Annotated in this window: 14 protein-coding genes; 5 read left to right on the forward strand and 9 right to left on the reverse strand. The window is 71.6% G+C overall.

The annotated features are described in order from the left end of the window. Nucleotides 1-48 precede the first annotated feature (48 nt). Both OWM54_RS10665 and OWM54_RS10670 read right to left on the reverse strand, forming a co-directional pair. Nucleotides 49-3375 (reverse strand): non-ribosomal peptide synthetase, encoded by a 3327-nt coding sequence (locus tag OWM54_RS10665; protein ID WP_267697421.1) that lies wholly within the window; start codon nucleotides 3373-3375, stop codon nucleotides 49-51. A 53-nt stretch (nucleotides 3376-3428) separates the two neighbouring features. Beyond that, nucleotides 3429-9551: a type I polyketide synthase gene (locus OWM54_RS10670; protein ID WP_267697422.1), complete on the reverse strand. Its 6123-nt coding sequence runs from the start codon at nucleotides 9549-9551 to the stop codon at nucleotides 3429-3431. An 890-nt stretch (nucleotides 9552-10441) separates the two neighbouring features. On the opposite strand from OWM54_RS10670, the gene OWM54_RS10675 reads away from it, so the two are divergent. Continuing rightward, the gene (locus tag OWM54_RS10675; protein WP_267697423.1) at nucleotides 10442-11434 is read left to right on the forward strand and encodes a phosphotransferase enzyme family protein; all 993 of its coding nucleotides are present in this window, start codon (nucleotides 10442-10444) and stop codon (nucleotides 11432-11434) included. Nucleotide 11435: 1 nt separating this feature from the next. Here the strand turns inward: OWM54_RS10675 and OWM54_RS10680 are convergent, their stop codons facing one another. Both OWM54_RS10680 and OWM54_RS10685 read right to left on the reverse strand, forming a co-directional pair. Beyond that, nucleotides 11436-11936: a hypothetical protein gene (locus OWM54_RS10680; RefSeq protein ID WP_223784630.1), complete on the reverse strand. Its 501-nt coding sequence runs from the start codon at nucleotides 11934-11936 to the stop codon at nucleotides 11436-11438. Nucleotides 11937-11958: 22 nt separating this feature from the next. Then, complete coding sequence (locus OWM54_RS10685; RefSeq protein ID WP_267697424.1) at nucleotides 11959-12771, reverse strand: aminoglycoside phosphotransferase family protein; 813 nt, start codon at nucleotides 12769-12771, stop codon at nucleotides 11959-11961. Nucleotides 12772-12860: 89 nt separating this feature from the next. On the opposite strand from OWM54_RS10685, the gene OWM54_RS10690 reads away from it, so the two are divergent. Further along, nucleotides 12861-13286, forward strand: a complete 426-nt coding sequence (locus OWM54_RS10690) for a PaaI family thioesterase (RefSeq protein WP_223748021.1) — start codon at nucleotides 12861-12863, stop codon at nucleotides 13284-13286. Here OWM54_RS10690 and OWM54_RS10695 read toward each other — a convergent pair. Continuing rightward, nucleotides 13275-13811 carry a GNAT family N-acetyltransferase gene (locus OWM54_RS10695; protein WP_223748020.1) on the reverse strand — a complete coding sequence of 179 codons (537 nt, stop codon included), beginning with the start codon at nucleotides 13809-13811 and terminating at the stop codon, nucleotides 13275-13277. The genes OWM54_RS10690 and OWM54_RS10695 overlap by 12 nt on opposite strands. A gap of 74 nt (nucleotides 13812-13885) precedes the next feature. Here OWM54_RS10695 and OWM54_RS10700 point away from each other — a divergent pair, with 74 nt between their 5' ends. Beyond that, entirely contained in the window at nucleotides 13886-14311 is a 426-nt protein-coding gene (locus tag OWM54_RS10700) for an ester cyclase (RefSeq protein WP_267697425.1), read from the forward strand. A gap of 149 nt (nucleotides 14312-14460) precedes the next feature. Here OWM54_RS10700 and OWM54_RS10705 read toward each other — a convergent pair whose 3' ends face one another. The 3 genes from OWM54_RS10705 to OWM54_RS10715 all read right to left on the reverse strand — a co-directional run bounded on the left by OWM54_RS10705 (nucleotide 14461) and on the right by OWM54_RS10715 (nucleotide 18719). Next, the gene (locus tag OWM54_RS10705; RefSeq protein ID WP_267697426.1) at nucleotides 14461-16314 is read right to left on the reverse strand and encodes a M48 family metallopeptidase; all 1854 of its coding nucleotides are present in this window, start codon (nucleotides 16312-16314) and stop codon (nucleotides 14461-14463) included. 110 nt (nucleotides 16315-16424) lie between these two features. Then, a complete protein-coding gene (locus OWM54_RS10710) occupies nucleotides 16425-16775 on the reverse strand; it encodes a nuclear transport factor 2 family protein (RefSeq protein WP_267697427.1) in 351 nt (116 codons plus the stop codon). Between the two features lie 114 nt (nucleotides 16776-16889). Beyond that, entirely contained in the window at nucleotides 16890-18719 is a 1830-nt protein-coding gene (locus OWM54_RS10715; RefSeq protein WP_267697428.1) for a S1C family serine protease, read from the reverse strand. Between the two features lie 323 nt (nucleotides 18720-19042). Here OWM54_RS10715 and OWM54_RS10720 point away from each other — a divergent pair, with 323 nt between their 5' ends. Continuing rightward, nucleotides 19043-19300: a glyoxalase gene (locus tag OWM54_RS10720; protein WP_305070927.1), complete on the forward strand. Its 258-nt coding sequence runs from the start codon at nucleotides 19043-19045 to the stop codon at nucleotides 19298-19300. A 13-nt stretch (nucleotides 19301-19313) separates the two neighbouring features. On the opposite strand, the gene OWM54_RS10725 is transcribed toward OWM54_RS10720, so the two are convergent. Beyond that, nucleotides 19314-19619 (reverse strand): hypothetical protein, encoded by a 306-nt coding sequence (locus tag OWM54_RS10725; protein ID WP_223748013.1) that lies wholly within the window; start codon nucleotides 19617-19619, stop codon nucleotides 19314-19316. 75 nt (nucleotides 19620-19694) lie between these two features. Between OWM54_RS10725 and OWM54_RS10730 the strand changes: the two genes are divergently transcribed. Continuing rightward, nucleotides 19695-20585 carry a sigma-70 family RNA polymerase sigma factor gene (locus OWM54_RS10730; RefSeq protein WP_267697429.1) on the forward strand — a complete coding sequence of 297 codons (891 nt, stop codon included), beginning with the start codon at nucleotides 19695-19697 and terminating at the stop codon, nucleotides 20583-20585. Nucleotides 20586-20914: the final 329 nt, after the last annotated feature.

Below are 20914 nucleotides of genomic sequence, written 5' to 3' on the forward strand. Positions count from 1 at the left end.
GCCATGAACCTTCACGTCGGGCCTCGTCGGCCCGTGCCTCGGGGTGACTCAGCTCCGACGCGCCTTGCGCGCCCGGAAGAACTGCTCCTGCTTGCGCAGGCGCTCGGCCCGCTCGTCGTTCGACGGCTCGGCCTGCTTCTCGGGACCCCGGTCCAGGTACTCGGCCAGCGCGCGGATGGTCGGAAAGCGGTACAGCTCCGTCATCGGCATCTTCCGGCCCAGCCGCCGCTGCAACGACATGTGGATCTGCGTCAGGTGCAGCGAGCTGCCGCCCACGTCGAAGAAGTTGTCGTCGATGCCGAAGTGCGCGCCGCGCAGCGCGTGACCCCACAGCTCGTGCAGCGCGCGCTCCAGCTCGCTGCGAGGCGCGACGGGAGGCATCGCGCTCCGGGAGGCCGCGGCCACCGGCGCCGCCAGCGCCTTCTTGTCGATCTTCCCGTTCGGCGTGAGCGGGAACGCGTCCAGGAACACGAAGTGCCCCGGCACCATGAAGCGCGGCAGGCGCTGCTCCAGGAACGCCCGCAGCTCGCGCGGCTCCACCTTCTCGGAGCACACCAGCCAGGCCACCAGCTCCATGTCCCGCGAGGGCCCGGGCCTGGCCAGCACCAGCACCTCGCGCGTGGCGGGGTGCTTCGACAGCGCCACCTCGATTTCACCCAGCTCGATGCGGTAGCCGTTGAGCTTCACCTGGTCATCGCGCCGGCCCAGGTAGTCGAGGTTCCCATCCGCGCGCCACTGCGCGACGTCACCCGTGCGGTACATGCGCCGACCGGGCATGAACGGGTCCGGCACGAAGCGCTCGGCCGTCAGGTCCGGCCGGTCCAGGTACCCACGCGCCAGGCCGTCCCCCGACAGGCACAGCTCGCCGGGCACGCCCCGGGGCACCAGCCGCAGGTCCTTGTCGAGGATGTAGACGCGCGTGTTCGCCAGCGGCTTGCCGATGAGCACCTTCGGGTCGTCGCCCGGGAAGCGGTAGCAGGTGCTGTACGTCGTGTCCTCGCTGGGGCCGTACAGGTTGCGCACCTGGATGGGCAGGCCCTCCAGCTGGGACATCACGCTCTGCGGGATGGGCTCGCCCGCCATGTTCAGCACGGTGACGTTGCCCAGGTCCGCGCCCGCCGCGAGCAGCTCCTTCACCACGGAGGGCACCGTGTTCACGAGGATGCGCGACTCGCTGTCCAGGTACTCGGAGATCTGCAGGCTGTTGCGCAGCAGGCGGACCCGCCGCCCCACCGACAGCGTGTAGAACATCTCGAAGATGGACAGGTCGAAGCAGTACGACGTGCCGAAGAAGGTGACGTCGAAGTCCGTCGCGCGGAACTCCGTCTGGCACCAGCGCAGGAAGGACACCGCGCTGTGGTGCTCGATGAGCGTCCCCTTGGGCCGGCCCGTGGAGCCGGACGTGTAGATGACGTACGCCAGGTCCTCGCAGCCGGGACGGTGCGCCACGTCCTCGTCCGAGTCCCCCCGCGCGGTGGTGATGTCCACGCACCCCGCGGGCGAGCCCTGGCGCGCCGTCTCCAGGAGCTGCGGCTCGGTGAGCAGGACGCGGCTGCTGCTGTCCTGCAGCAGGTAGCGCACGCGCTCGGCCGGGTACGCCGGGTCGATGGGCACGTAGGCCGCGCCGGACTTGAGGATGCCGAGCGTGCCGATGAGCAGCCACTCGGTGCGGTCCACCATCAGCCCCACCAGCACGTCCGGGCCGGCCCCATGGTGCGCGCGCAGGTAGTGCGCCAGGCGGTTGGCCCGCGCGTTCAGCTCGCGGTACGTCAGGTGCGTGTCCCCCACCGACAGCGCCACGGCGTCCGGCGTGCGGCGCACCTGCTCCTCCACCAGGTCCACCATGGAAGGCCCGTCCACCCAGTCCATCGGCCGGGGGTTCAAGCCCAGCAGCAGCTCCTCGCGCTCGGACGCGGACACCACCTCCAGCGCGTCACACGTGGCCGACGGGCGCTCCACCGCGTCCGCCAGCAGGCACTCGAAGCGCTCCAGCAGCCGGCGCGCGGTCCGCGCCAGGAAGAGGTCCGCGTTGTAGTGCAGCGCCAGCACCAGCCGCTCGCCCAGCTTCAGGCACTCCATGCCCACGTCGAACTGGGCCTCCTGCTGCGGCAGCACGTACGGCGACACCGTCAGCCCGTGCACCTGGAACGTGCGGCCCTCGTCCACGGACAGGCCGAGCATCGCCAGCGGGTCGCGGTCGCTGACCGGCAGGTAGTTGAACATCACCTGGAAGACCGGCGGGCGCGACGCGTCCCGGGGCCCGCCCAGCTTCGCCACCAGCTGCGGGAACGGGTACGCCTGGTGCTCCAGCGCCTCCAGCACCCGCTTCTGCAGCTCGCGCGCGAAGGCGCCGAAGCCCAGCCCCTCGTCCACCGAGGAGCGCACCACCACGGGGTTGACGGCGTAGCCGACGACCTCCTGCAGCGCCGCGTCCTCCGCGGACATGAGCGTGTTGGTGGGCGTCCCCACCAGCACGTCGCGTTGGCCGGTGTGCCGCGACAGCAGCACGTGGAAGCACGCGAGCAGGAAGGTGTACAGCGTCACGCCCTGCTCTCGCGCCCGGGCCTCCGCGCGGCGCACCAGCCCCCGGTCCAGCTCGTGGATGACGGTGTCACCGTGGCAGCCCTGCTCCGCGGGCCGGGGCTTGTCCGTGGGCAGCTCCAGCGCGGGAGGCGCGCCCGCGAGGCGCTCCGTCCAGTAGCGCTCCAGCACCTCGCCCCGAGGACCGCCGAGCAGCGCCTGCTCCCACTCCACGAACTTGCGGTACTGCGCGCGAGGCGCCGGCAGGCTCGCCGTGCCCCCGGTGACGAGCTGACCGTAGAGCTCGAGCAGCTCCCGCTGGAGCACCTGCAGCGCCCGCGCGTCGTTGGAGACGTGGTGCTGGGTGAAGACCACCAGGTGCTCGCCGCCGTCCACGCGGGTGACGCTCAGCCGGGCCACCGGCCCCGTCGTCAAGTCGAAGGGCTTGCGCACCTCCTCGATGAGGCGGCGGCGCACCTCCGCCGGGGACACGCCGCGCGAGTCATTCAGGGTGAAGGGGAGCGTGCCCTTCTCCTGGACGCGCTGGAGCAGCCGCCCGTCATCGCTGACGCCGTAGGTGGTGCGCAGCACCTCGTGCCGCTCCACCAGCGCCTCGGCCGCGCGGCGCAGGGCCTCCACGTCCAGCGGGCCGTGCACGCGGAAGGAGAACAGCGTGTGGTACGCGTGGTTGTCCGGGTCGGACTGGTGCAGGTGGAACAGCGCGGCCTGGCCATAGGAGAGGGCGAAGGGCTCCTGCACCGCCGCCACCCGCGGGGCCGCGTCCTGTCGCGCCAAGAGGCGCTTCAGCAGCTGCTTCTTCTCCTCCAGGGACATCGATTCGGTGTCTCGAGACATGACTCGGCTCTCCTCGCCGACGGCGAGCAATGGATTCGGGAGGCTGTGGACGCTCAGGACGCGAGGCGCTCGCGAAGCAGCGAGGCGAGTCTCGCGACGTGAGGCTCCAGACTCATGGTGAGGTGATTGCCTTCCACCTCGTGGATTTCGATGCCGCCTCGGGCCTTCCCAATCCAGCCGTACTCCGGATGGTGGGGGATGAGGTGGTCCCGGACACTGGCCCGGAAGTAGAGGATGCGGGTGTCGACCGGCTGGGCCGCGTAGCGCAGCAGGGCCTCGTTGTGCGCGCGCCACAGGCGCAGGAAGCTGCCGCCGTTCTCCTGGTTCATCCGGACGAAGGCGTCGGACATCTCCGGCGAGAGCTTCTTCACGTAGTCGAGGACGAAGTCGTCCGTCACCGGCTCCGAGTGGCGCACCGTGCCCCCGTCATCCGAGGGCGTGTCGAGCATCGCCAGGAGGTCCACGCGCTGGCCCAGCGCCGTCAGCCTGCGGGCCATGTCGAAGGCCACGGTGCCGCCCATGGAGGAGCCGCAGAACAGGTAGGGGCCCTCGGGCTGGAGGCCCCGCACCAGCTCCAGGTAGTGCAGCGCCATGTCCTCGATGCGGGTGTCGGGCGGCACCTCGCCCTCCACGCCGCGCGCCTGGATGCCGTACACCGGCTGCTCCTTGTCCAGGTGCCGCACCAGGGGCAGGAAGCCGAACACCGAGCCGCCCGCGGGGTGGATGCAGAACAGCGGCGTGCGTCCGGGCACGCCCCGCTGCAAGCGCACCACGCCAGCGGGCAGCGCGGGCTCGCTCGGCGCCGCCGGAGCGGAGGTCGACGAGGGCCGGGTGGCGGACACCTGCGCGCCAATCTGCGCCGCGGAGGAGTGCTCCAACAGCGCGTTGAGCGACAGCTGCACGTCGAGCCGCTCCCGCAGCCGCGCGCTCAGCTGCACCATCAGGAGCGAGTTGAGGCCCAGGTCGTAGAAGTTGTCGTGGATGCCCACGGCCTCCACGCCCAACAGCTCCGCCAGCGCCTCGCACACCTGCGTCTCCACCTCGTCGCGCGGCGCCACGTAGGCCGTGCGCTGCGCGGGACGCGGCGCCTTCGCGCCCTGCTTCCGGGAGGCGGTGCTCTCGGGGCGCTGGGCGGCGCGGGCCTGGAGGGGCGCGCGGGACACGTAGACGTGCGCGCCCTCGAAGCCCGCGAGGATGCGCGTGAGGGCCTCCACGCCCTCCTGGTTGCTCAGCGCGCCGGGCAGCGTGAGGCGCCCGGGCGTGGCGCCCCCCGGAGTCCCCTCCGCCGTCGGCGCGGAGAACGTCTGGTGCATGTCGTCGAGCCGCTTGAGGGTGAAGCCCTCCACGTCCACCACCACCCCGCCCTGCTCGTCCATCAGGGTGATGTCGAACACGCGCAGCGACGCCGCGTCCTCGGTGTCATGCCGCCACCGCGTGTGCACCCGCACGCGCGCGGGGACGGGCCCGTGCACGGTCAGCCGACGGTAGGTCAGCGGCAGGAAGAGCCCCTGGGCCGCCGCGCCCGCCGTGCCCTTCTCGCGCAGCTCCAGGAGCCGCGAGTACCCCGTCACCACGTCGAGCAGCGCGGGGTGGAACCGGTAGACGCCCAGCTCCTCCCGGTACGCCTCCGACAGGGAGAAGGTCGCCAGCAGCTCCCGCCCGCCGAAGAACAGCCGCGAGTCCACCGTCGTCCAGCGCGGGCCGAAGAAGATGTGGTGCTCGTCGGCGTCCCCCATCAGCGACTGCGCGGACTCCAGGGCATCGGTGCACCGAGACTCCGCCTGCGCCAGCGGGTGGGCCCGAGCGGCGCCCTCCGTCCAGCGCGCGGTGCCCAGCACGTGCTCCTGCCACACGTCCTCGCGCGAAGAGGCGGGGCGGCTCTGGACGCGGAAGCGAAGGCGCTCGCCCGAAGGACTCAGCACCAGCCGCACCTCGCGGCGCTCTCCCGGCATCACCGTGAGCGGCGTCACGAAGACGACGTCGCTCAGCTCCACCGCCATGCCCGGCCGCTCCGCCGTCAGCGCGGAGACGACCATCTCCAGGTAGCCCGTGCCGGGCATCAACGGCTGACCGAGCACCCGGTGCTCATCGAGCACCCACTGCAGCTCGGGCGCCATCACCTGCGTGTAGACGAGGTCCTCACCCTCCACGCGGCGCATGCCCAGCAGCGGGTGCCCCGGCAGCAGGCCCCGCGTCGAACGGGCGCCCGCGCCACGCAGCGCCGCCACGGCCATGCCCGCCTCGCCCCACGTGTCCCAGCCGACGGACACGGCGCGCAGCCCCGTCGAGCGCAGCAGGTGGGCGTAGCCATCCAGGAAGGCGTTCGCGGCCGCGTAGGCCACCTGCCCCGGCTCGCCCCGCAGGCTCGTCACGGAGGAGCACAGGACGAAGGTGTCCGGAGGGTCCGCCGCCAACAGCCGCCCCAGGTGCAGCGCCCCAAGCACCTTCGGCCGGAACACGGCCTCCACCTGCTCGCGCGTCTGGAGCTGGAGCGCGCCACCTCCCGGCACGCCCGCCGCGTGGAGGACGCCCTCGATGCGACCGAAGCACTCCCGGGCCCTCGCCAGCGCCGAGGCGAGCTGGGCCTCGTCGCCCACGTCCACCGCCAGGGGCAGCACCTCGGCCCCCAGCCGCTCCAGGGCCTCGAGCTTCTCCAGCCGCTCCCGGTCCTCACCGTGGAGCTCCCCCGAGTCCCGCCGGGGCACCGAGCGCCCCAGCAGCACCAACCGGGCCTGCCGCGTGCGCGCCAGGTGCTCCGCGAAGACGAGCCCCATGCCGCCGAGCCCACCGGTGATGAGCCACGTGCGCCCGGGGAGCGGCGACTCCGCTCCGGAGGCCTCCGTCGCCGGCAACGCCACGGGCGAGACGCGCGGCCCCCAGCGCTGCGCTCCACGCAGGGCCACCACGCCCGCCGTCTCCTCGGCGGAGAGCTCGTCCACGAGCGCCCGCGCCAGGCCCTCCGAGGGCGTCGCGGCCACATCCACCAGCCGGCACGTCAGCCCCGGCACCTCCAGCGAGATGCCCCGGCACGCGCCCAGCAGCGTCGCCTTCTCCGGCCGCTCGCGCTCACCCTCCACCACCGCGTGGACACCGTCGGCCACGGCCACCAGCGCCACGGGCCGTCCACCGCCACGCTCACCGAGCGCCTGCGCCAGCCACAACAGGCTGTAGAGCCCCCGCTCCTGCGCGGGTCCCAGCGTCGAGGGCGTGAGGGAGACCTCCGAGGGCCCCGTCACGCTCCAGGCATGCACCACGCGGTCCGGGAGCCGGCCTTCCTTCGCCAGCGCCTCCACCAATCGCTGGTGGTCCTCGCGGCTGCCGGGGCGCAGGCGATAGAGCCCGTCCTCCCGCCGCTCGAACACGTCCCCCGACTCCACGCGCGTGACGAGGGCCGCCGCGACGCCCAGCTTCGCGAGCGCCTCCCGCGCCAGCTCCGAGTCGTCCAGGAACCAGAGCCACCGCTCCCCCTCGACGCGAGCGCGCGGCGACGGACGCGGCAGCGGGGCCCACGTGGTGACGTGGAACAGGCCCTCGTGCGCATCGCGCGCGGCGGCGACGGGCGCCTCCGTGGGAGCCTCCACCCAGTGGCGCTGACGCTCGAAGGGATAGGTCGGCAGGTGGACGCGGCGACGAGGCGCCTCGCGCCACAGGGCCGCGAGGTCCAGCGCGCCACCGGCCTCCCACAGCCGCCCCAGCGTCTCCAGCAGCACCCGGCCGTCATGGGCCGCGGCCTTCGGGTGGCGCATCGTCGACAGGATGGTGGCCGTGGCGCCCTTCTCGGGGAGCATCCGCGCCAGCGCGCCGAGCCCGTTGCCCGGCCCCACCTCCAGCAACACGCGCTCCTCGCGCAAGAGCGTGCCCACGCCCCGGGCGAACTCCACCGCCTCGCGCATGTGGCGCACCCAGTAGTCGGGTGACGTGGCCTCCGCGGGGGTGATGAAGCGCCCGGTGAGGTTGGAGACGAACGGGATGCGCGGCGCGGACAGCGTCACCTGCTCCACCACCCGGCGGAACGCCGCCAGCGCGTCATCCACCATGTACGAGTGGAACGCGTGCGAGGTGCGCAGCGCGCGCGCCTGGACACCCCGGCCCGACAGCGTCGCCGCCAGCGCGTCCACCGCCTCGGGATGACCCGCCACCACGCAGGAGGCCGGGCCGTTCACCGCGGCCAGCGACAGCCGCTCGTTCAGCAGGCTCCGCACCTCCTCGCGAGGCAGCGGCACCGAGAGCATCTTCCCCGGCGGCAACGCCTGCATCAGCTTGCCGCGCAGCGCGATGAGCCGCAGCCCGTCCTCCAGCGGGAAGACGCCCGCGAGGCACGCGGCCACCCACTCCCCCACGCTGTGGCCGAGCATCGCCGAGGGCTCCACGCCCCGGGACATGAGCAGCCGCGCCAGCGCGTACTCGACGACGAAGAGCGAGGGCTGCGTCAGCTCCGTGCGCGCCAGCCGCTCCGTCGCCGCGTCGCTGGCCTCCGCGTGGAGCACCTCGCGCAGATCCAGCCCCAGGTGCGGCCGGAGCAGCGCCGCGCAACGGTCCACCGTGTCGCGGTACTCCGGCTCCGTCTCGTACAACCCGCGCCCCATGGACGCGTACTGCGAGCCCTGCCCCGGGAACAGGAACGCCACCGGCGTCTGTCGGGCCGCCACCGGCTCCACCGGGAGCCTCGCCTCCAGCGCCCCGGCCGCCTGGGCCACGTCCGCCGCGACCAGCGAGGCGCGGTATGGCAGGAGCTTGCGCCCCATCGCCAGCGTGAAGGCCACGTCCCCCAGGTCCACCGAGGGCTCCCGGCGCAGGTGCTCGGCCAGCCGCAGCCGGGCGCGCTCCAGCGCCTCGGGCGTCCGCGCGGACAACACCAGCAACTGCTCGCCCTGGCTCGCCGGCATGGACTCCTGGGCCGGAGCCTCCTCCAGCACCACGTGGGCGTTGGTGCCGCCGATGCCGAACGCGCTCACGCCGGCGCGCCGGGGCGCGCCCAGCTCGGGCCAGGGCGTGGGCTGGGTGACGACGCGGAAGTTGCCCGACTCCAGGTCCAGGTGCGGGTTGGGCTTCTCGAAGTGCAGCGACGGAGGGATGGCGCCGTGGCGCAGCGAGAGCGCCACCTTCATCAACCCGGCGACCCCCGCCGCCGCGTCGGTGTGGCCCAGGTTCGACTTCACCGAGCCCAACAGGAACGGCGTCTCTCGGGGCCCCTCCGAGGCGAAGGCCCGCGTCAGCGCGGCGACCTCGATGGGGTCTCCCATGGGCGTGGCGGTGCCGTGCGCCTCCACGTACGCCACGCTCGCGGGGTCCACGTCCGCCAGCGTGTACGCGGTGCGAATCACCTCCGCCTGCGAGTCCACGCTCGGCGCGGTGTAGCCCACCTTCGAGGCGCCATCGTTGTTGACGGCGCTGCCCTTGATGACCGCGTAGATGGCGTCGCCGTCCCGCACGGCGTCCTCCAGCCGCTTGAGCACCACACAGCCCACGCCATGGCTGAAGACGGTGCCGCCCGCCCGCGCGTCGAACGTCCGCGTGGCGCCGTCCTTGGACAGGATGAAGTTCGGGTTGTGCAGGTAGCCGGTGCGCAAGGGCAGCGTGACGGCCGCCCCGCCCGCGAGCGCCATGTCCGACTCGAAGCTCAACAGGCTCTGACACGCCAGGTGCACGGCCACCAGCGACGTGGAGCACGCCGTCTGCACCGTGAGGCTCGGACCCCGCAGGTTCAACTTGTAGGAGACCCGCGTGGACAGGAAGTCCTTGTCGTTGGAGATGAAGGCCGCGAAGAACTCCTCGAGCGGCACCGGCACGCCAGGACGCGCCAGGTGCGTATAGAGGTAGCTGTTGAGCCCCACCCCACCGAAGACGCCCACCGGCATCCCCGTCAGACGGGTCGGGTCATAGCCCGCGTCCTCGAACGCGGCCCACGCACTCTCCAGGAACACCCGCTGCTGCGGGTCCAGCAGCTGCGCCTCCCTCGGGCTGAAGTCGAAGAAGCCCGCGTCGAAGCAGTCCGCGTCCGCGATGACGCCCTTGGCGCGCACGTAGGCCGGATTGCGCAACACCTCCGCCGGCACGCCCGCGGCCAACAACTCCTCATCGCGAAACCGCGAGATGGAGTCGACACCACCGATGAGATTCTCCCACAGTTGAAGAGCGCTCTCTGCCCCCGGAAAGCGCCCTGCCATGCCAATCAAGGCAATGCCTTGCAACTCCTGGCCCCCTGTATCCATCGACTTCAGCCCCTGATGAAGCGCGTGTTCCCCAAACACACAGTAGCATGTCCTATTCGGATTCAAATCATGCTTTCAGATCTTCCAGTGACAGCGGATTGGGCGAATCTTCCGAAGGAATCAGGGAGTCCTCGTTGCGAGAAATTCACGCATGAATTCCGCGCCACCCTGAACGCACGAGGGCCCTTTTCTTCCTCAGGACCCCCTGAGATTTCCCGCGAGCACCCGGTCGCCACCCTCGAGGGCGACACCATGCAACGCCCCTCTGACAAGCCCCCGTGGACGGGACTCTCCAGGTGGGTCCGGCGAGCCATCCCGGAGGGCTCGAACCGAGCCATTCTGGAGCAGTTCCAGCGCTGTAGCCTCGCAAGCTACAACTGACTCTCGACCTCCGATTGGATGTGATTGCGCATGAGCAGTATTTGGCGGGCAGGCAACAAGGCGCCGCGAAAGGCCACGCGTGTTCCTGACCTGGAGTCATGACTCGGGCCGAGCGAGGTCGGGCTCGAGGCCCGGTGACCTGAACGCCACGTCAAATCAGTCGTGCTGCCCGAGCTCGCGGGCCAGCGCATCGGCAGCTCGCGGGTGCCCTCATTGAAGACGCGCGCGGCGTTGGCGGGGTACATGCGCTCGAGGGGGGAAGCTCTTGTGGACGACGGGCGTGTTCATCTCTTCCTCCGGGGTGGGGTGGGGGCTTCGGTCTCTTCGGGCCCTTCCAACAGTGCTCCCAGGGCGTCCAGGCGGGCTGGAAAAGTCCGCGCGCGGGCGGTCCCCTCCCCTGTCCACGGGCGTGCTGATGAACACTGGTTGCGATGAGGCCACGGCGGCTCGCGGGGCTTTGCGACACTCATCCGATGACCGCCTGGCCCGACGAGGAACGCTGCGCCCGGGTGCTCCACGAGCACCACGGCCTGGAAATCTCGGCGCTCGAGCCGCTCACGGCGGGCCTGGATTCGGACGCGCGGGTGCTGAAGGTCACCACCCGGCGGGGCGCGCCCTGGCTCCTCAAGCTGCGGCGGAGGTGGTCGGACGCGCGGCTCCGACTGGCGTGGCATCTCCACCATCGGGAAGGCGTGCGGGAGGTGTCCGCCCCGATGTCCTCGCTGAGCGGGGAGCTCGCGCCGCGCGCCGAGGACGTGGGCTGGACGCTCTACCCCTTCATCGACGCGCCGAGCGGCTTCGAGCGGCCGCCCACCACCGAGCACTGGCAGCGCCTGGGCCAGGCCCTGCGGCGCGTCCACGAGGCGCGCCTGCCGCCGGAGCTGCACGCGGCGCTCCCGGAGCCGGACGCCCCGCCGCTCGAGGCCGCGCGGGCCCGGCACGAGGCGATGCTCCGCGGTGCGCTCACCACGGCGGCCACGGCGCCGCTGGTCGACGCGTGGACCCGAAACGCGGGCCGCATCGCGACGGTGCTCCAGCGCGCGGCCGTGCTCGCGGGGAGCGTCCGCGGCTCCGCGGAGCAGGCCGTGCCGTGCCACGCGGACCTGCACGCGGGGAACCTGCTCGTGGGCGATGACGCGCTCACCGTCGTCGACTGGGACTCCGCGACGCGAGGGCCCCGGGAGGTGGACCTCATGTTCATCGGCGCGGGTGTGGGAGGGATTGGCACCCGCGACGAGGAGGTGGCCGCGTTCATGGCCGGCTACGGGGACGTCCCGGTGGACCGGCGGCGGCTGTGCGCCTGTCGCCACGAGCGAATCGTCGTCGACCTGCTGGAGCTGAGCGACCTGCTCCTGGGCGAAGGCGGCGACGCGTCCGAGCGGGCGCGCTGGCTGGGGTACTTCACCGCGCAGTTCGACGAGGACAACGTCGTCGCCAGGGCCGAGCGGTCCTGGGCGGCGCTGTGAATCAGAGCGGCGCGGCGGCGCCCGCGGTGTCCGCGGCGGGGCTCGAGTCCTCGGTCACCGCCGAGTTCAACACCCAGTTGACGCCGTATGTCCTTCCCAGGGCCCTGTAGGTGGCGCGCTTGCCACAGCCCGTGACGCCCGCGGTGGCGTCGTCGATTCTCGTGGCGCTCAGCTGCGAGCGCGGACAGCCCAGGTCGAACTCCGCGCGGGCCCGCACGTCGGGAACCCAGCCGCACTGCCCGACGCGGCAGCGCAGCTCGTAGACGCCCTCCGCGTTGCAGCCGGACATCTGGTACTGGTTCTCCCCGAGGTAGGTGGGCGTCAGCTCCTCGGCGCACTTGAGGTCCTTCGCCGCGAGCTTCTCCAGGTTCGCGTAGCGCTTCGCGTTCAGGGACGGCCCCATCTGGGCGAAGTCCACCTTGGGGTGGCTGCGACGCCCGCCGCAGCCGGACGCCAGGACCGCCATGCCCATGCCCGCCAACAACCACCGTGAGAGGTTCATGGCGCAATGACATACCACGCCGTCAACGCCCCAGCGCGGCCGCCGCCAGCGCCGCGACGCGCAGGTCCACGGTCGCGTCCGCTCCCTCCTCCACCAGCCAGGCCGCGGACAGCCCCGTCCACGCGAGCACCCAGCGCAGCAACAGCCCGCGCTCCATCCCCGAGGCCTCGGACACCCCCTGGACGCGGCGCTGGAAGACCTCCGGGAGGACCGCCAGGGGCAGCTCGGGGTTGGCCATGTCCGGGTTGGTGAAGATGTTGGCGAAGTCGAAGCCTCGCGCACCCAGCAGCCGCTTCGGGTCGACGGCCAGCCAGCCTCGTGCGCCGAAGTCCAGGACGTTGTCGTGGTGCAGGTCGCCATGCAGCACGACGGATGGCGCCGGCGTCGCGAGCACCTCGCGCGCGGCCTGGGCCGAGCGGGTGAACACACCCCCGTGCGTGGCAGCGGCGAGCGCCAGGGGTTCGAACCAGCGCGGCAGCGGAACCAGGTCCTCCGGAGGCGGCGTCGAACGAGGCGCATGCAGCCTGTCCGCGACCGCGCAGAGGATGCGGCACGCCTCGTCATCCTCGCCACCCCGCGCCATCTGGGTGAGTGAACGGGCGCCCTCCGCGCGCTCCAGCAGCAGCGCGTGGCCCTCCGCCGCGAACACGCGCGCGGCGCCGTCTCCCGCCCACCACGTCATCACCCGGGCGCCGTGTTGCTCCTCCGCGTCCAGCGCGAGCTTGAGCATCGCGGGCGTTTGCCGCCAGCGCACCGGGAGCAGCCGCGCACCCGGGGTGACGATGGGCTCGCCCTCCGGTGTCAGGGACCAGCGGCGCAGGAATTCGTCGAACATGGGCCAAGCATAAGGCCCCGTGCGCCACGCGCCGTGCGGCCACGTCAGCACCGCTACTCACGCGCGCGGGTTTCGCTCACACTCGCGACATGGCGACCCTGCGTGAGCTGTCGGACTTCATCACCGCCGAATTCCCCCAGACGCGCGTGCGAATCCTGGAGGTGGGCCACCGGAGCGCCACCGTCGCGCACGAGGTGGGCCCCGGTGAGCTTCGGCCCGGCGGCACGGTGTCCGGCCCGGTGCTGATGGCCACCGCGGACGTGGCGCTCTACGTGGCCCTGCTGGGCGAGATTGGCCTCGTCCCGCTCGCCGTGACGACGAGCCTGAGCTTCAACTTCATGCGCAAGCCCTCCGCGGACCGCCGCATCATCGGCGTGTGCACGTTGCTCAAGGTGGGGCGGAGCCTCGCGGTGGGCGAGGTGTCGCTGTACTCGGAGGGCCTGCCGGAGCCCGTGGCCCACGCGGTGGGGACGTATGCCATTCCCCCTGCCTCGCACGGTGGCTCAAGGCCCTGAGGGACGCAGGCGTGCATAGAGCGCCTGGTCGTGCACGACGCCGTCCTTGACGGCGCTGCGCCGCAGCACGCCCTCGCGCTGGAAGCCCGCCTTCTCCAGCACCCGACAGGACGCCGCGTTGTCGGCGAAGGGCAGCGCGAAGAGCCGAAGGAGGTCCGTGTTCGCGAAGGTCCAGCCGCAGAAGGCGTCGAGGCCCGCGCTGACGATGCCCCGCCCCCACAGCGAGCGGCCGAGCCAGTACCCCACCTCCGCGGAATGGCGCTCGATGTCGGTGCCGGGAATCATCCCCATGGAGCCCACGGCCTCGCCGGCCACCTCGATGGCGAAGTCACGAGGCGGGGACACCGCGCCCGCGTAGCCCACCCAGCCCGCCGCGTCCTGGGCGGTGTAGGGGTGGGGAAACCGGTCGCGGAGGTTGCGCCACACCTCGCGGTCGTTGGCGTGATGGACCAGGGAGGCCTCGTCCCCGCGCCGCCAGGGGCGCAGGACACAGGGGCCACACTCGATGCGGAATGGAGGGGTCATCGGACGGAGCATGCCACGCGGCCGATGTCCGATTCGTTCAAGGCGCGCGGCGGAGACGTGCCCATCCTCAGCCCATGACCCTCTCCACCAAGGACGCCGCGCGCAGGCTCTATCGCCGACTCGAAGAGGCCATCCACTCCGGCGACTTCGACGTCGTCGATGACGTCATCCAGCAGGACGCCGTCGACCACCATCCGGACCCGGACATGATGCCGGGGCGCGAGGGCATCAAGCAGGGCTTCGCCGGCCTGCGGGCCGCGTTCCCGGACATCCGCTTCGAGCTCGAGGACCTGGTCGCCGAGGGGGACAAGGTCGCCTGTCGAATCACCGCCCGGGCCACCCACCGGGGGCCTTTCATGGGCTTCGCCGCGACAGGGCTGCCGGTGAGCTACACGCTGCTGGACCTGCTGCGCTTCTCCCCCGAGGGGAGGTTGGTCGAGCGCTGGGGGCTGGTGGAGGAGGGGCACCTGCGCCAGCAGCTCGGCCGTCCTCCGCGCTGAAGTCGCCGCGATGCGAAGGTGGAGGAGCCCCCAGGTTCACGAGCTTCGAGCCCCCGCATCGCGGCCTGCGGACATCGAGGCCGCGATGGGACGAAAATCCCTCTCCGGAACTGACACCCTGGCGCCGCGACGGCGGGCGCCCTGGGACCTCACGCCGCGTCGCGCTCGGCGCTCTGTTGGTGGTCCTTGCTGGCGCGGTGGCGGCCCAGGTAGTGACCGAACGCGGCGAGCAGGGCCTCCGAGTCCTTCAGCTTGTTCAAGCAGATGGACACCTTGCCCTGCGTGGCCCCCGTCCCGTTCAGGAGCAGGTCCAGGTACTTCTTGAACATGCGGTCCTCGGTGGTCGCCGTTGTCACCTCGTCCAGGTGCACCGGCGCCGCCCACTCCTCGCAGTACACCTCCGCGAAGCTCAGCCGGACCTCGTGGCCCTCCTCCTTCGCCTCGAACGTCATCGGCGGGAAGTACCGCTCCACGTGCTCCCGCTCCTCGTCGTTGGACGGCGCGTACCGGTACGCCAGCGCCACGTCATGCGCCTTCGAGAAGCGCGACTCGTACGCGCGCCACAGCCGCGCCTCGATGCCGTCCGCGTCCTCGAACGCCTCCGCCCACGAGGACGTCACCGGCTCCACCAGCATCTGCCCCATGTCCTCCGGCGACAGCTTCACGCCCACGTTCTCCAGCCGCGCCGACAGCGGCGGGTGCGAATCGAACGGGTGCGGCGTCACCGAGCCATTCAAATCGCCCTGCAGCGCCTCCGACTGCGCGTACTCCGCGAAGCCATGCGCCACCCGCTGCGCGATGGCCACGCTCTGGTGCTGCTCGTCACGGTTGAACAGCGCCGCCTCCACGCGGTCCCGGAAGTTGGCGTACGCGACCACCTTCACCAGCGAGTGCGCCACGTCCCGCCCCGAGGTGACGCTCGCCGCGAGCCGGTCCGCCGCGAACTCACTGGCGCGCCGGCTGCGCCCCAACGACAGCTCGAACAGCCCCCGATAGGACAGCATGAAGTAGTAGACCGGCCGGGTCAGCCCACCCTCGTGGAGCGCCTCCAGGTACTGGCCGAACCGCGCCAGCATCGGCGCCAACCGCTTGCCATGTCCCGTGTCGCCGCCCAGCAGGTGCCCCATCTCGTGCGCCAGCACCGCCTCCGCCTCGCGCCGCTCCAGCTGCCGCAGCAGCGACAGGCTCACGAACAGCGTGCGCCCCCGCAGCGTCCGCTCTCCCACGCGGATGTCGCCCTCGGTGACGAAGAAGTTCGCGTCGATTCCCGCCAGCAGGTGGTCCGGCGGCGGCGTCTGCAGCCGCTGACACAGCTTGCGCACGTGCGCCCAGAGCTCCGGCGCCTTCGACTCCTCGACGACCTCCGCCTCCACCTCGAAGTCCATCGGCGGACGCTTGAAGATGGCCACCACCACCAGGAACGCCGCACCCGCCGCCATCAGCCCCACCGCCAGGATGAGCTTCACCGAGTAGCGCTGCGTCAGCACCGCCGTCACCCAGTACGACAGCCACACCGCCAGCGCCCCCTGGCCGATGACCTGGAGCGCGGTCGCGATGCGCAGCAGGTTCCAGCCCACCACGAAGCTCAGGTACTGGATGGGCCGGGAGATGAACGCCGCCAGCCCGCACATCAGCGCAATCAACGCGGAGGCGAGCCCCAACAACACCAACCCCAACGCCCCGCGGTACGCCCAGCCGAACTGCATCGCGTCCGTGCACCCGTCACCAAAGCTCGCGCGAAACCCCGCCCGCTCCTCGTCCGTGCTCATGCACGCCTCCACCGCGGAGAAGGTGCTGTACGCCTCCAACACCTCCTTGCGCTGGACCTCGTCGAGCTCCCGGTCCTGCATCACCTGCTGCGAGATGGCGGAGCGGATGCGCTCGTCGAACCAGTTGCTGGCGTAGCCCGTGAACCAGAGCCCGAACACGGGAAGGGCGAACAGCAGGAGCGCGGGCAAGACATAACCGCGCAGGACACCGGAGACGGAAGAGGTCGTGGCCATGGTCTGTGGGAAGCAGGGCCCTTATCCCATGGATGGGTTCCCGCAGACCATGGCCTCCCAGGGCCCCGGAAGACAGCCACCGGGAATTCCCATCCCGCCAGACCTTCGCGTCAACGCTTCTCGAGAATCGAGCGTGGATCGAACGTGACGCGGATGTGGGTGATGCGTCCCTCCTCCACGTGGCACCAGTTGGCCACGGGCGTGGGCGCTCCGTCGTACGGATGAATCTCGAACCAGGTCAGCACCTCCGGGCCGTCCACGAAGCGGTGCAGCACGCGCATGCGGGGGGACACCTTCCACATGCCGTTGACGAGCCCCTTCACACAGGCCTCGGCACCCTGCGCCGTGCCGAGCGCGCCGACGAAGCGCACCTCGGAGGCGAGCGTCCCACGCAGCTTCGCCTCGTCCTTCGTCGTCCAGGCCTCGAAGTACGCCTCCACCACCTCCACGGGACTCTCCACGCTCCACCTCCTGGAATGGCCGACACGTCGATGTGTCGGAGTCACCGTATTCATGGTCCTCGGCGCCGACAGCCCTGTGTCAGGTTTCCGCGGCCCCCCGCGCGGAGCGGCGCGCTACCGCCGCCATTCCGCGGGCACGTTCTTCTCGGTGGCGTAGCGCTCCAGCTCGGAGAGCTGCTGGCTCGCCAGCTTCAGCTCCGCCTCCACCTCCTGCTGGCGCCGGGCCACGGGCTTGCCCGAGGCCTCGTCCTGCCGCAGGCGCGTGCGCTCCTCCTCGAAGCGGGCGACGCGCGCCCGGGCCTTGCCGAAGGACGTGCGCCACCGCTCCTCCTCCTCGCGCGACTGCGTCCCCACCAGTCGCTGCTTGAAGCGCTCGCGCTCCCAGCGCTGGATGCCCGTGGGGTTGCGGTTCCACGTGTCGCGGGCGTCCCGCACGTCCTTGAGCGACACCTCGATGCGCTCCAGGTTCTCACCGCTGCCCTGCCCCGCCTTCAGTGACGCCGTGCCCGTCGCGGGCAGCGCGCACGTCTCCACGGGCAGCCGCGCGCCTCCGACGTGGATGCCCCGGGTGAGCCCCTTCGAGAGGAACCAGCGCAGCCGCCGCGAGTCCTCCTGCGCCGCCAGGGACTGGCTCAGCGGCCGCCAGTCCTCGAACTCCAGGTCCAACGTGCACGTCTTCCCCTCCGCCTCCAGCTCCATGCGGCGCTTGAGCGACGTGGGCGGCGAGTCGAACCGCTCGAGCACCAGCACCACGAGCCCCAGCCCGTCGACCCGCTGCACGGAGAGGAGCACCTGCTGCTCGGTGTCCATCTGGAAGCGTTGCGCCTCGCGCGCCTCGTCGCGAGCCACGCGCTCGAGCAGCGCCTTCCAGCGCTCCGTGGACTCGGGCGTGGTGGGCACCGGGACGAGCTTGCTCGCGTAGGCGATGGGCAGCGCCAGCCCCAGGCCATCCGAGTTCTCGATCTTCATCGAGACGACGCCCACCACCTCGCCCTGTCCGTTCAGCAGCGGCCCACCGCTGTTGCCCGGGTTCACCGAGGCGTTGAACTGCACGTAGCCCGTCCCCAGGTAATGGCGGCCCACGTAGCCCACCTTCCCCTCGTGCACGGTGAAGTCCAGCCCCTGGGGGCTGCCGATGAAGACGAGCGGGTCTCCCGGCTCCAGGCGCGTGACGTCGCCCAGCGGCAGCGGCGCGGCCTTCGCGCCCACGACCCGGACGGTGGCGAGGTCCAGGTCCACGTCGCTGGCCACCGTCTCGCCGAGCAGCTCGCGCCCATCCGCGAGCACCGCCGTCATCATCTTGCCCGGCGGGCACACCACGTGCTCGTTGGTCAGCACCAGCTCCGGCTCCACGAAGAAGCCGGAGCCCGTCTTGCTCCCACACCGCAGGGTCAGGGTGCTCGGCCCCGCGCGGCGGGAGATCTCCGCGGTGGAGAGGGCCACGGGCCCAGGGGCCTTGTCGCCCGGAGGCGCTTCACCCGAGGCGAGGGACAGGACCTCCGAGCGCGCCTGCGCGAAGCGTGGGGAGCGGGCCACCCACACGCCCACCGCGACGGCGACCAGGAGCAGCACGCCGAGGAGCGCGCGGCGACCGCCCCTCGCGGGCTCCTCGGAGAGGACCGCCACCTCCACGAAGGGGCGCAGCTCCGCGCGGGCGCCCTGGGCGCGAAGCACCGTCAGGAGCTTCTCCGCGAAGGCGCGGAAGACACCGTGGGCCATGGGCGCGCCCGCCCTGGCGAGCAGGCTTCGAGCCTCGGAGAACGAGGGAGCAGGCGGGCCCAGCTGCGAGATGGACCGGGCGAGCGCGAAGCGCGCCCGTTCGTCCACCACCGCGTCCCGCAACACCACATCGACCCGGAGGCTGGCGCCGCACACACATCGCGCCACGTTCCCCGCATCCGGCGCACCACACCGGAGGCACCTCAGCTCGACCGACTCCGACATTCCCGCGCTCCCCCAGCCACCGCCCGTGGCTCCTGGCGCGCGTGCGTCCTCCGCGAGGTCGACGGCGCTCGTCCATCATGCCTCCGAACGCGCGCGCCGTCGCGTCCGTGCGTGCCCCCGCCGGAGGCCCCTCGCATGCTCGAGAAACCCGGGCTCGTGTGGGGACAGGGCTTCAGGAAGCTTCCGTTCGTGGCGAGCCTCCCGCCCGCTCGAACCCTGGAGGGACACAGCGTGATTGACCCCACGGGAATGGGCGTCGCGGATGTCGCGCGCTCGGCCTGCGGCGGGCCGAACAGCTCGCGGAGGACGGGCAGACCGTCGGCGTGGGCTACGGCATCACGTATCCCATCTTCTGGATCGACCGCCTCCACCCGCACGGCGTGCGACAGCACACCGCCTTCGCGGCGCGCAGTCGCGCGGAGGTGGACGCCTTCCATGCGGCGGCCGTGCAAGCGGGCGGCATCGACAACGGCCCGCCGGGGCTGCGCGACACCGCCCAGGGCTATCCCTCGGGCTACGACGCGGCCTTCGTCTTGGACCCCGATGGCAACAACATGGAAGCCCTCTATCGGGAACGCTGAGCGCGCCTCGGCCTCAGCGCGCGAAGCCGTGGGAGCCGAGCTTCACCCAGGGCTGAGGCGTCGGGGCGCCTCCGAGGGCATGTCGCGCCACGGTGGCCTGCAGGGCACGGGCTTCGGGGATGCCGAGCAGGGGGTTCTCGGCGCCCTCCTCCAGTTCCAGCAGCCCGAAGAACTCGTGGCCCTCGGGCTGGTGGAAGTACTCGAACCGCAGGCCCGGCGGTCGCTTCGCCTCGATGGCCGCGAAGGCTGCCTGGACCGCGGCCAGCACCTCGGGAACACCTTCCTCCTTCACCTTGTATCGGACCATCAGCGTCGGCATATTCGGCTCCTCGTCGCGTTCGTGTCGTTCATCGCTTCCACCGTGTTGATGAACCACGACCTCGAAAGGTGACCGGTGGGAATTTCCGCTGAATTTTCCGCGACCTTCGAGCGCGCCCGGAGTCGTCTGCGCGCGGTGGCCTTCCGCATGCTCGGCACCGCGGAGGAGGCGGATGACGCCGTGCAGGAGTGCTGGCTGCGCGCCAGCCGGGCCGACACGCGCGCCATCGCCAATCCCGATGGATGGTGGACCACGGTCCTCAGTCGCGTCTGTCTGGAGATGTTGCGCGCTCGCCAGCACCGAGGCGAGACACCGGCAGACACGGAGCTGCTCGAGGAGTCCTTCGCCCAGGGCGAGACGCCGAGCCTGGAGGACGAGGCGGTGCGAGCCGAGTCCGTGGGGCTCGCGCTCCTGGTGGTGCTCGAGACGTTGGGCCCCGCCGAGCGCATCGCCTTCGTGCTGCATGACCTGTTCAGCCTGCCCTTCGAGGACATCGCCACCATCGTGGAGCGCTCGCCCGTCGCCGCGAAGAAGCTGGCGAGCCGTGCCCGGCACCGCGTGCGAGGCAGACCGCTGGGCTCCCCAGCGGAGCTCGACCATCACCGTCAGGTCATCGAGGCGTTCCTCGCCGCCTCGCGCGCCGGTGACCTGGACGCGCTCCTCGCGGTGCTGGCCCCCGACGTCGTCCGGCGTGCGGACGCGGGAGCGCTGCGGCCCACGACACCAGCCGAGGTACGCGGTGCCCGCCGCGTGGCCGAGGAGACCCTCACCAACACGGGCCGGGCGCGCTTCGCCCGGGTCGCGCTCATCGACGGCAAGCCCGGCATCGTCGTCGCTCCACGGGGGCGGCTGCGGCTGGTCCTCGAAGTCGACATCGCGGGAGACCGCGTCGCCGCGTTCAACGTCATCAGCGAGCATGCGCACCTGCGCAGGTTGCACATCACCCTGCTCGCGCCTGGGTCCTGAGCTGCCGCGATGGAGGTCGGATGGAGCTGCGCACGCCAGGGTCGCACATGCGGCCCGGCTCCTCGCGCCGGCTCCCTTACGATGGGGTCGCGAGGGCGCCTCACTCACGCCGAAGCCCAACATGACTCGCCGGCTCCTCGCGCCGCCCTCTTCACGAGGAGGTCGCGAGGGCGCCTCACTCATGCCGGAGCCCTCACGGGCCCAGGCGCCTTTCGCCGACCCCTCCACGATGAGGCAGCGCGGGAGCGTCACACACGCCGGAGCCCACATGCCTCGCCGGCTCCTCGCGCCGCCCTCTTCACGATGAGGTCGCGGGCGCGCCTCACTCA

Origin of the sequence: Myxococcus sp. MISCRS1, from assembly GCF_026626605.1 — a bacterium.
Taxonomy (GTDB): domain Bacteria; phylum Myxococcota; class Myxococcia; order Myxococcales; family Myxococcaceae; genus Myxococcus; species Myxococcus fulvus.

Bases quoted from the DNA above. Each gene is read 5' to 3' on its own strand.
- OWM54_RS10680 (WP_223784630.1), bottom strand. From the start codon at position 11,936: ATGAACCTCTCACGGTGGTTGTTGGCGGGCATGGGCATGGCGGTCCTG.
- OWM54_RS10705 (WP_267697426.1), bottom strand. From the start codon at position 16,314: ATGGCCACGACCTCTTCCGTCTCCGGTGTCCTGCGCGGTTATGTCTTG.
- OWM54_RS10675 (WP_267697423.1), top strand. From the start codon at position 10,442: ATGACCGCCTGGCCCGACGAGGAACGCTGCGCCCGGGTGCTCCACGAG.
- OWM54_RS10665 (WP_267697421.1), bottom strand. From the start codon at position 3,375: ATGTCTCGAGACACCGAATCGATGTCCCTGGAGGAGAAGAAGCAGCTG.
- OWM54_RS10685 (WP_267697424.1), bottom strand. From the start codon at position 12,771: ATGTTCGACGAATTCCTGCGCCGCTGGTCCCTGACACCGGAGGGCGAG.
- OWM54_RS10690 (WP_223748021.1), top strand. From the start codon at position 12,861: ATGGCGACCCTGCGTGAGCTGTCGGACTTCATCACCGCCGAATTCCCC.
- OWM54_RS10715 (WP_267697428.1), bottom strand. From the start codon at position 18,719: ATGTCGGAGTCGGTCGAGCTGAGGTGCCTCCGGTGTGGTGCGCCGGAT.
- OWM54_RS10700 (WP_267697425.1), top strand. From the start codon at position 13,886: ATGACCCTCTCCACCAAGGACGCCGCGCGCAGGCTCTATCGCCGACTC.
- OWM54_RS10695 (WP_223748020.1), bottom strand. From the start codon at position 13,811: ATGACCCCTCCATTCCGCATCGAGTGTGGCCCCTGTGTCCTGCGCCCC.
- OWM54_RS10725 (WP_223748013.1), bottom strand. From the start codon at position 19,619: ATGCCGACGCTGATGGTCCGATACAAGGTGAAGGAGGAAGGTGTTCCC.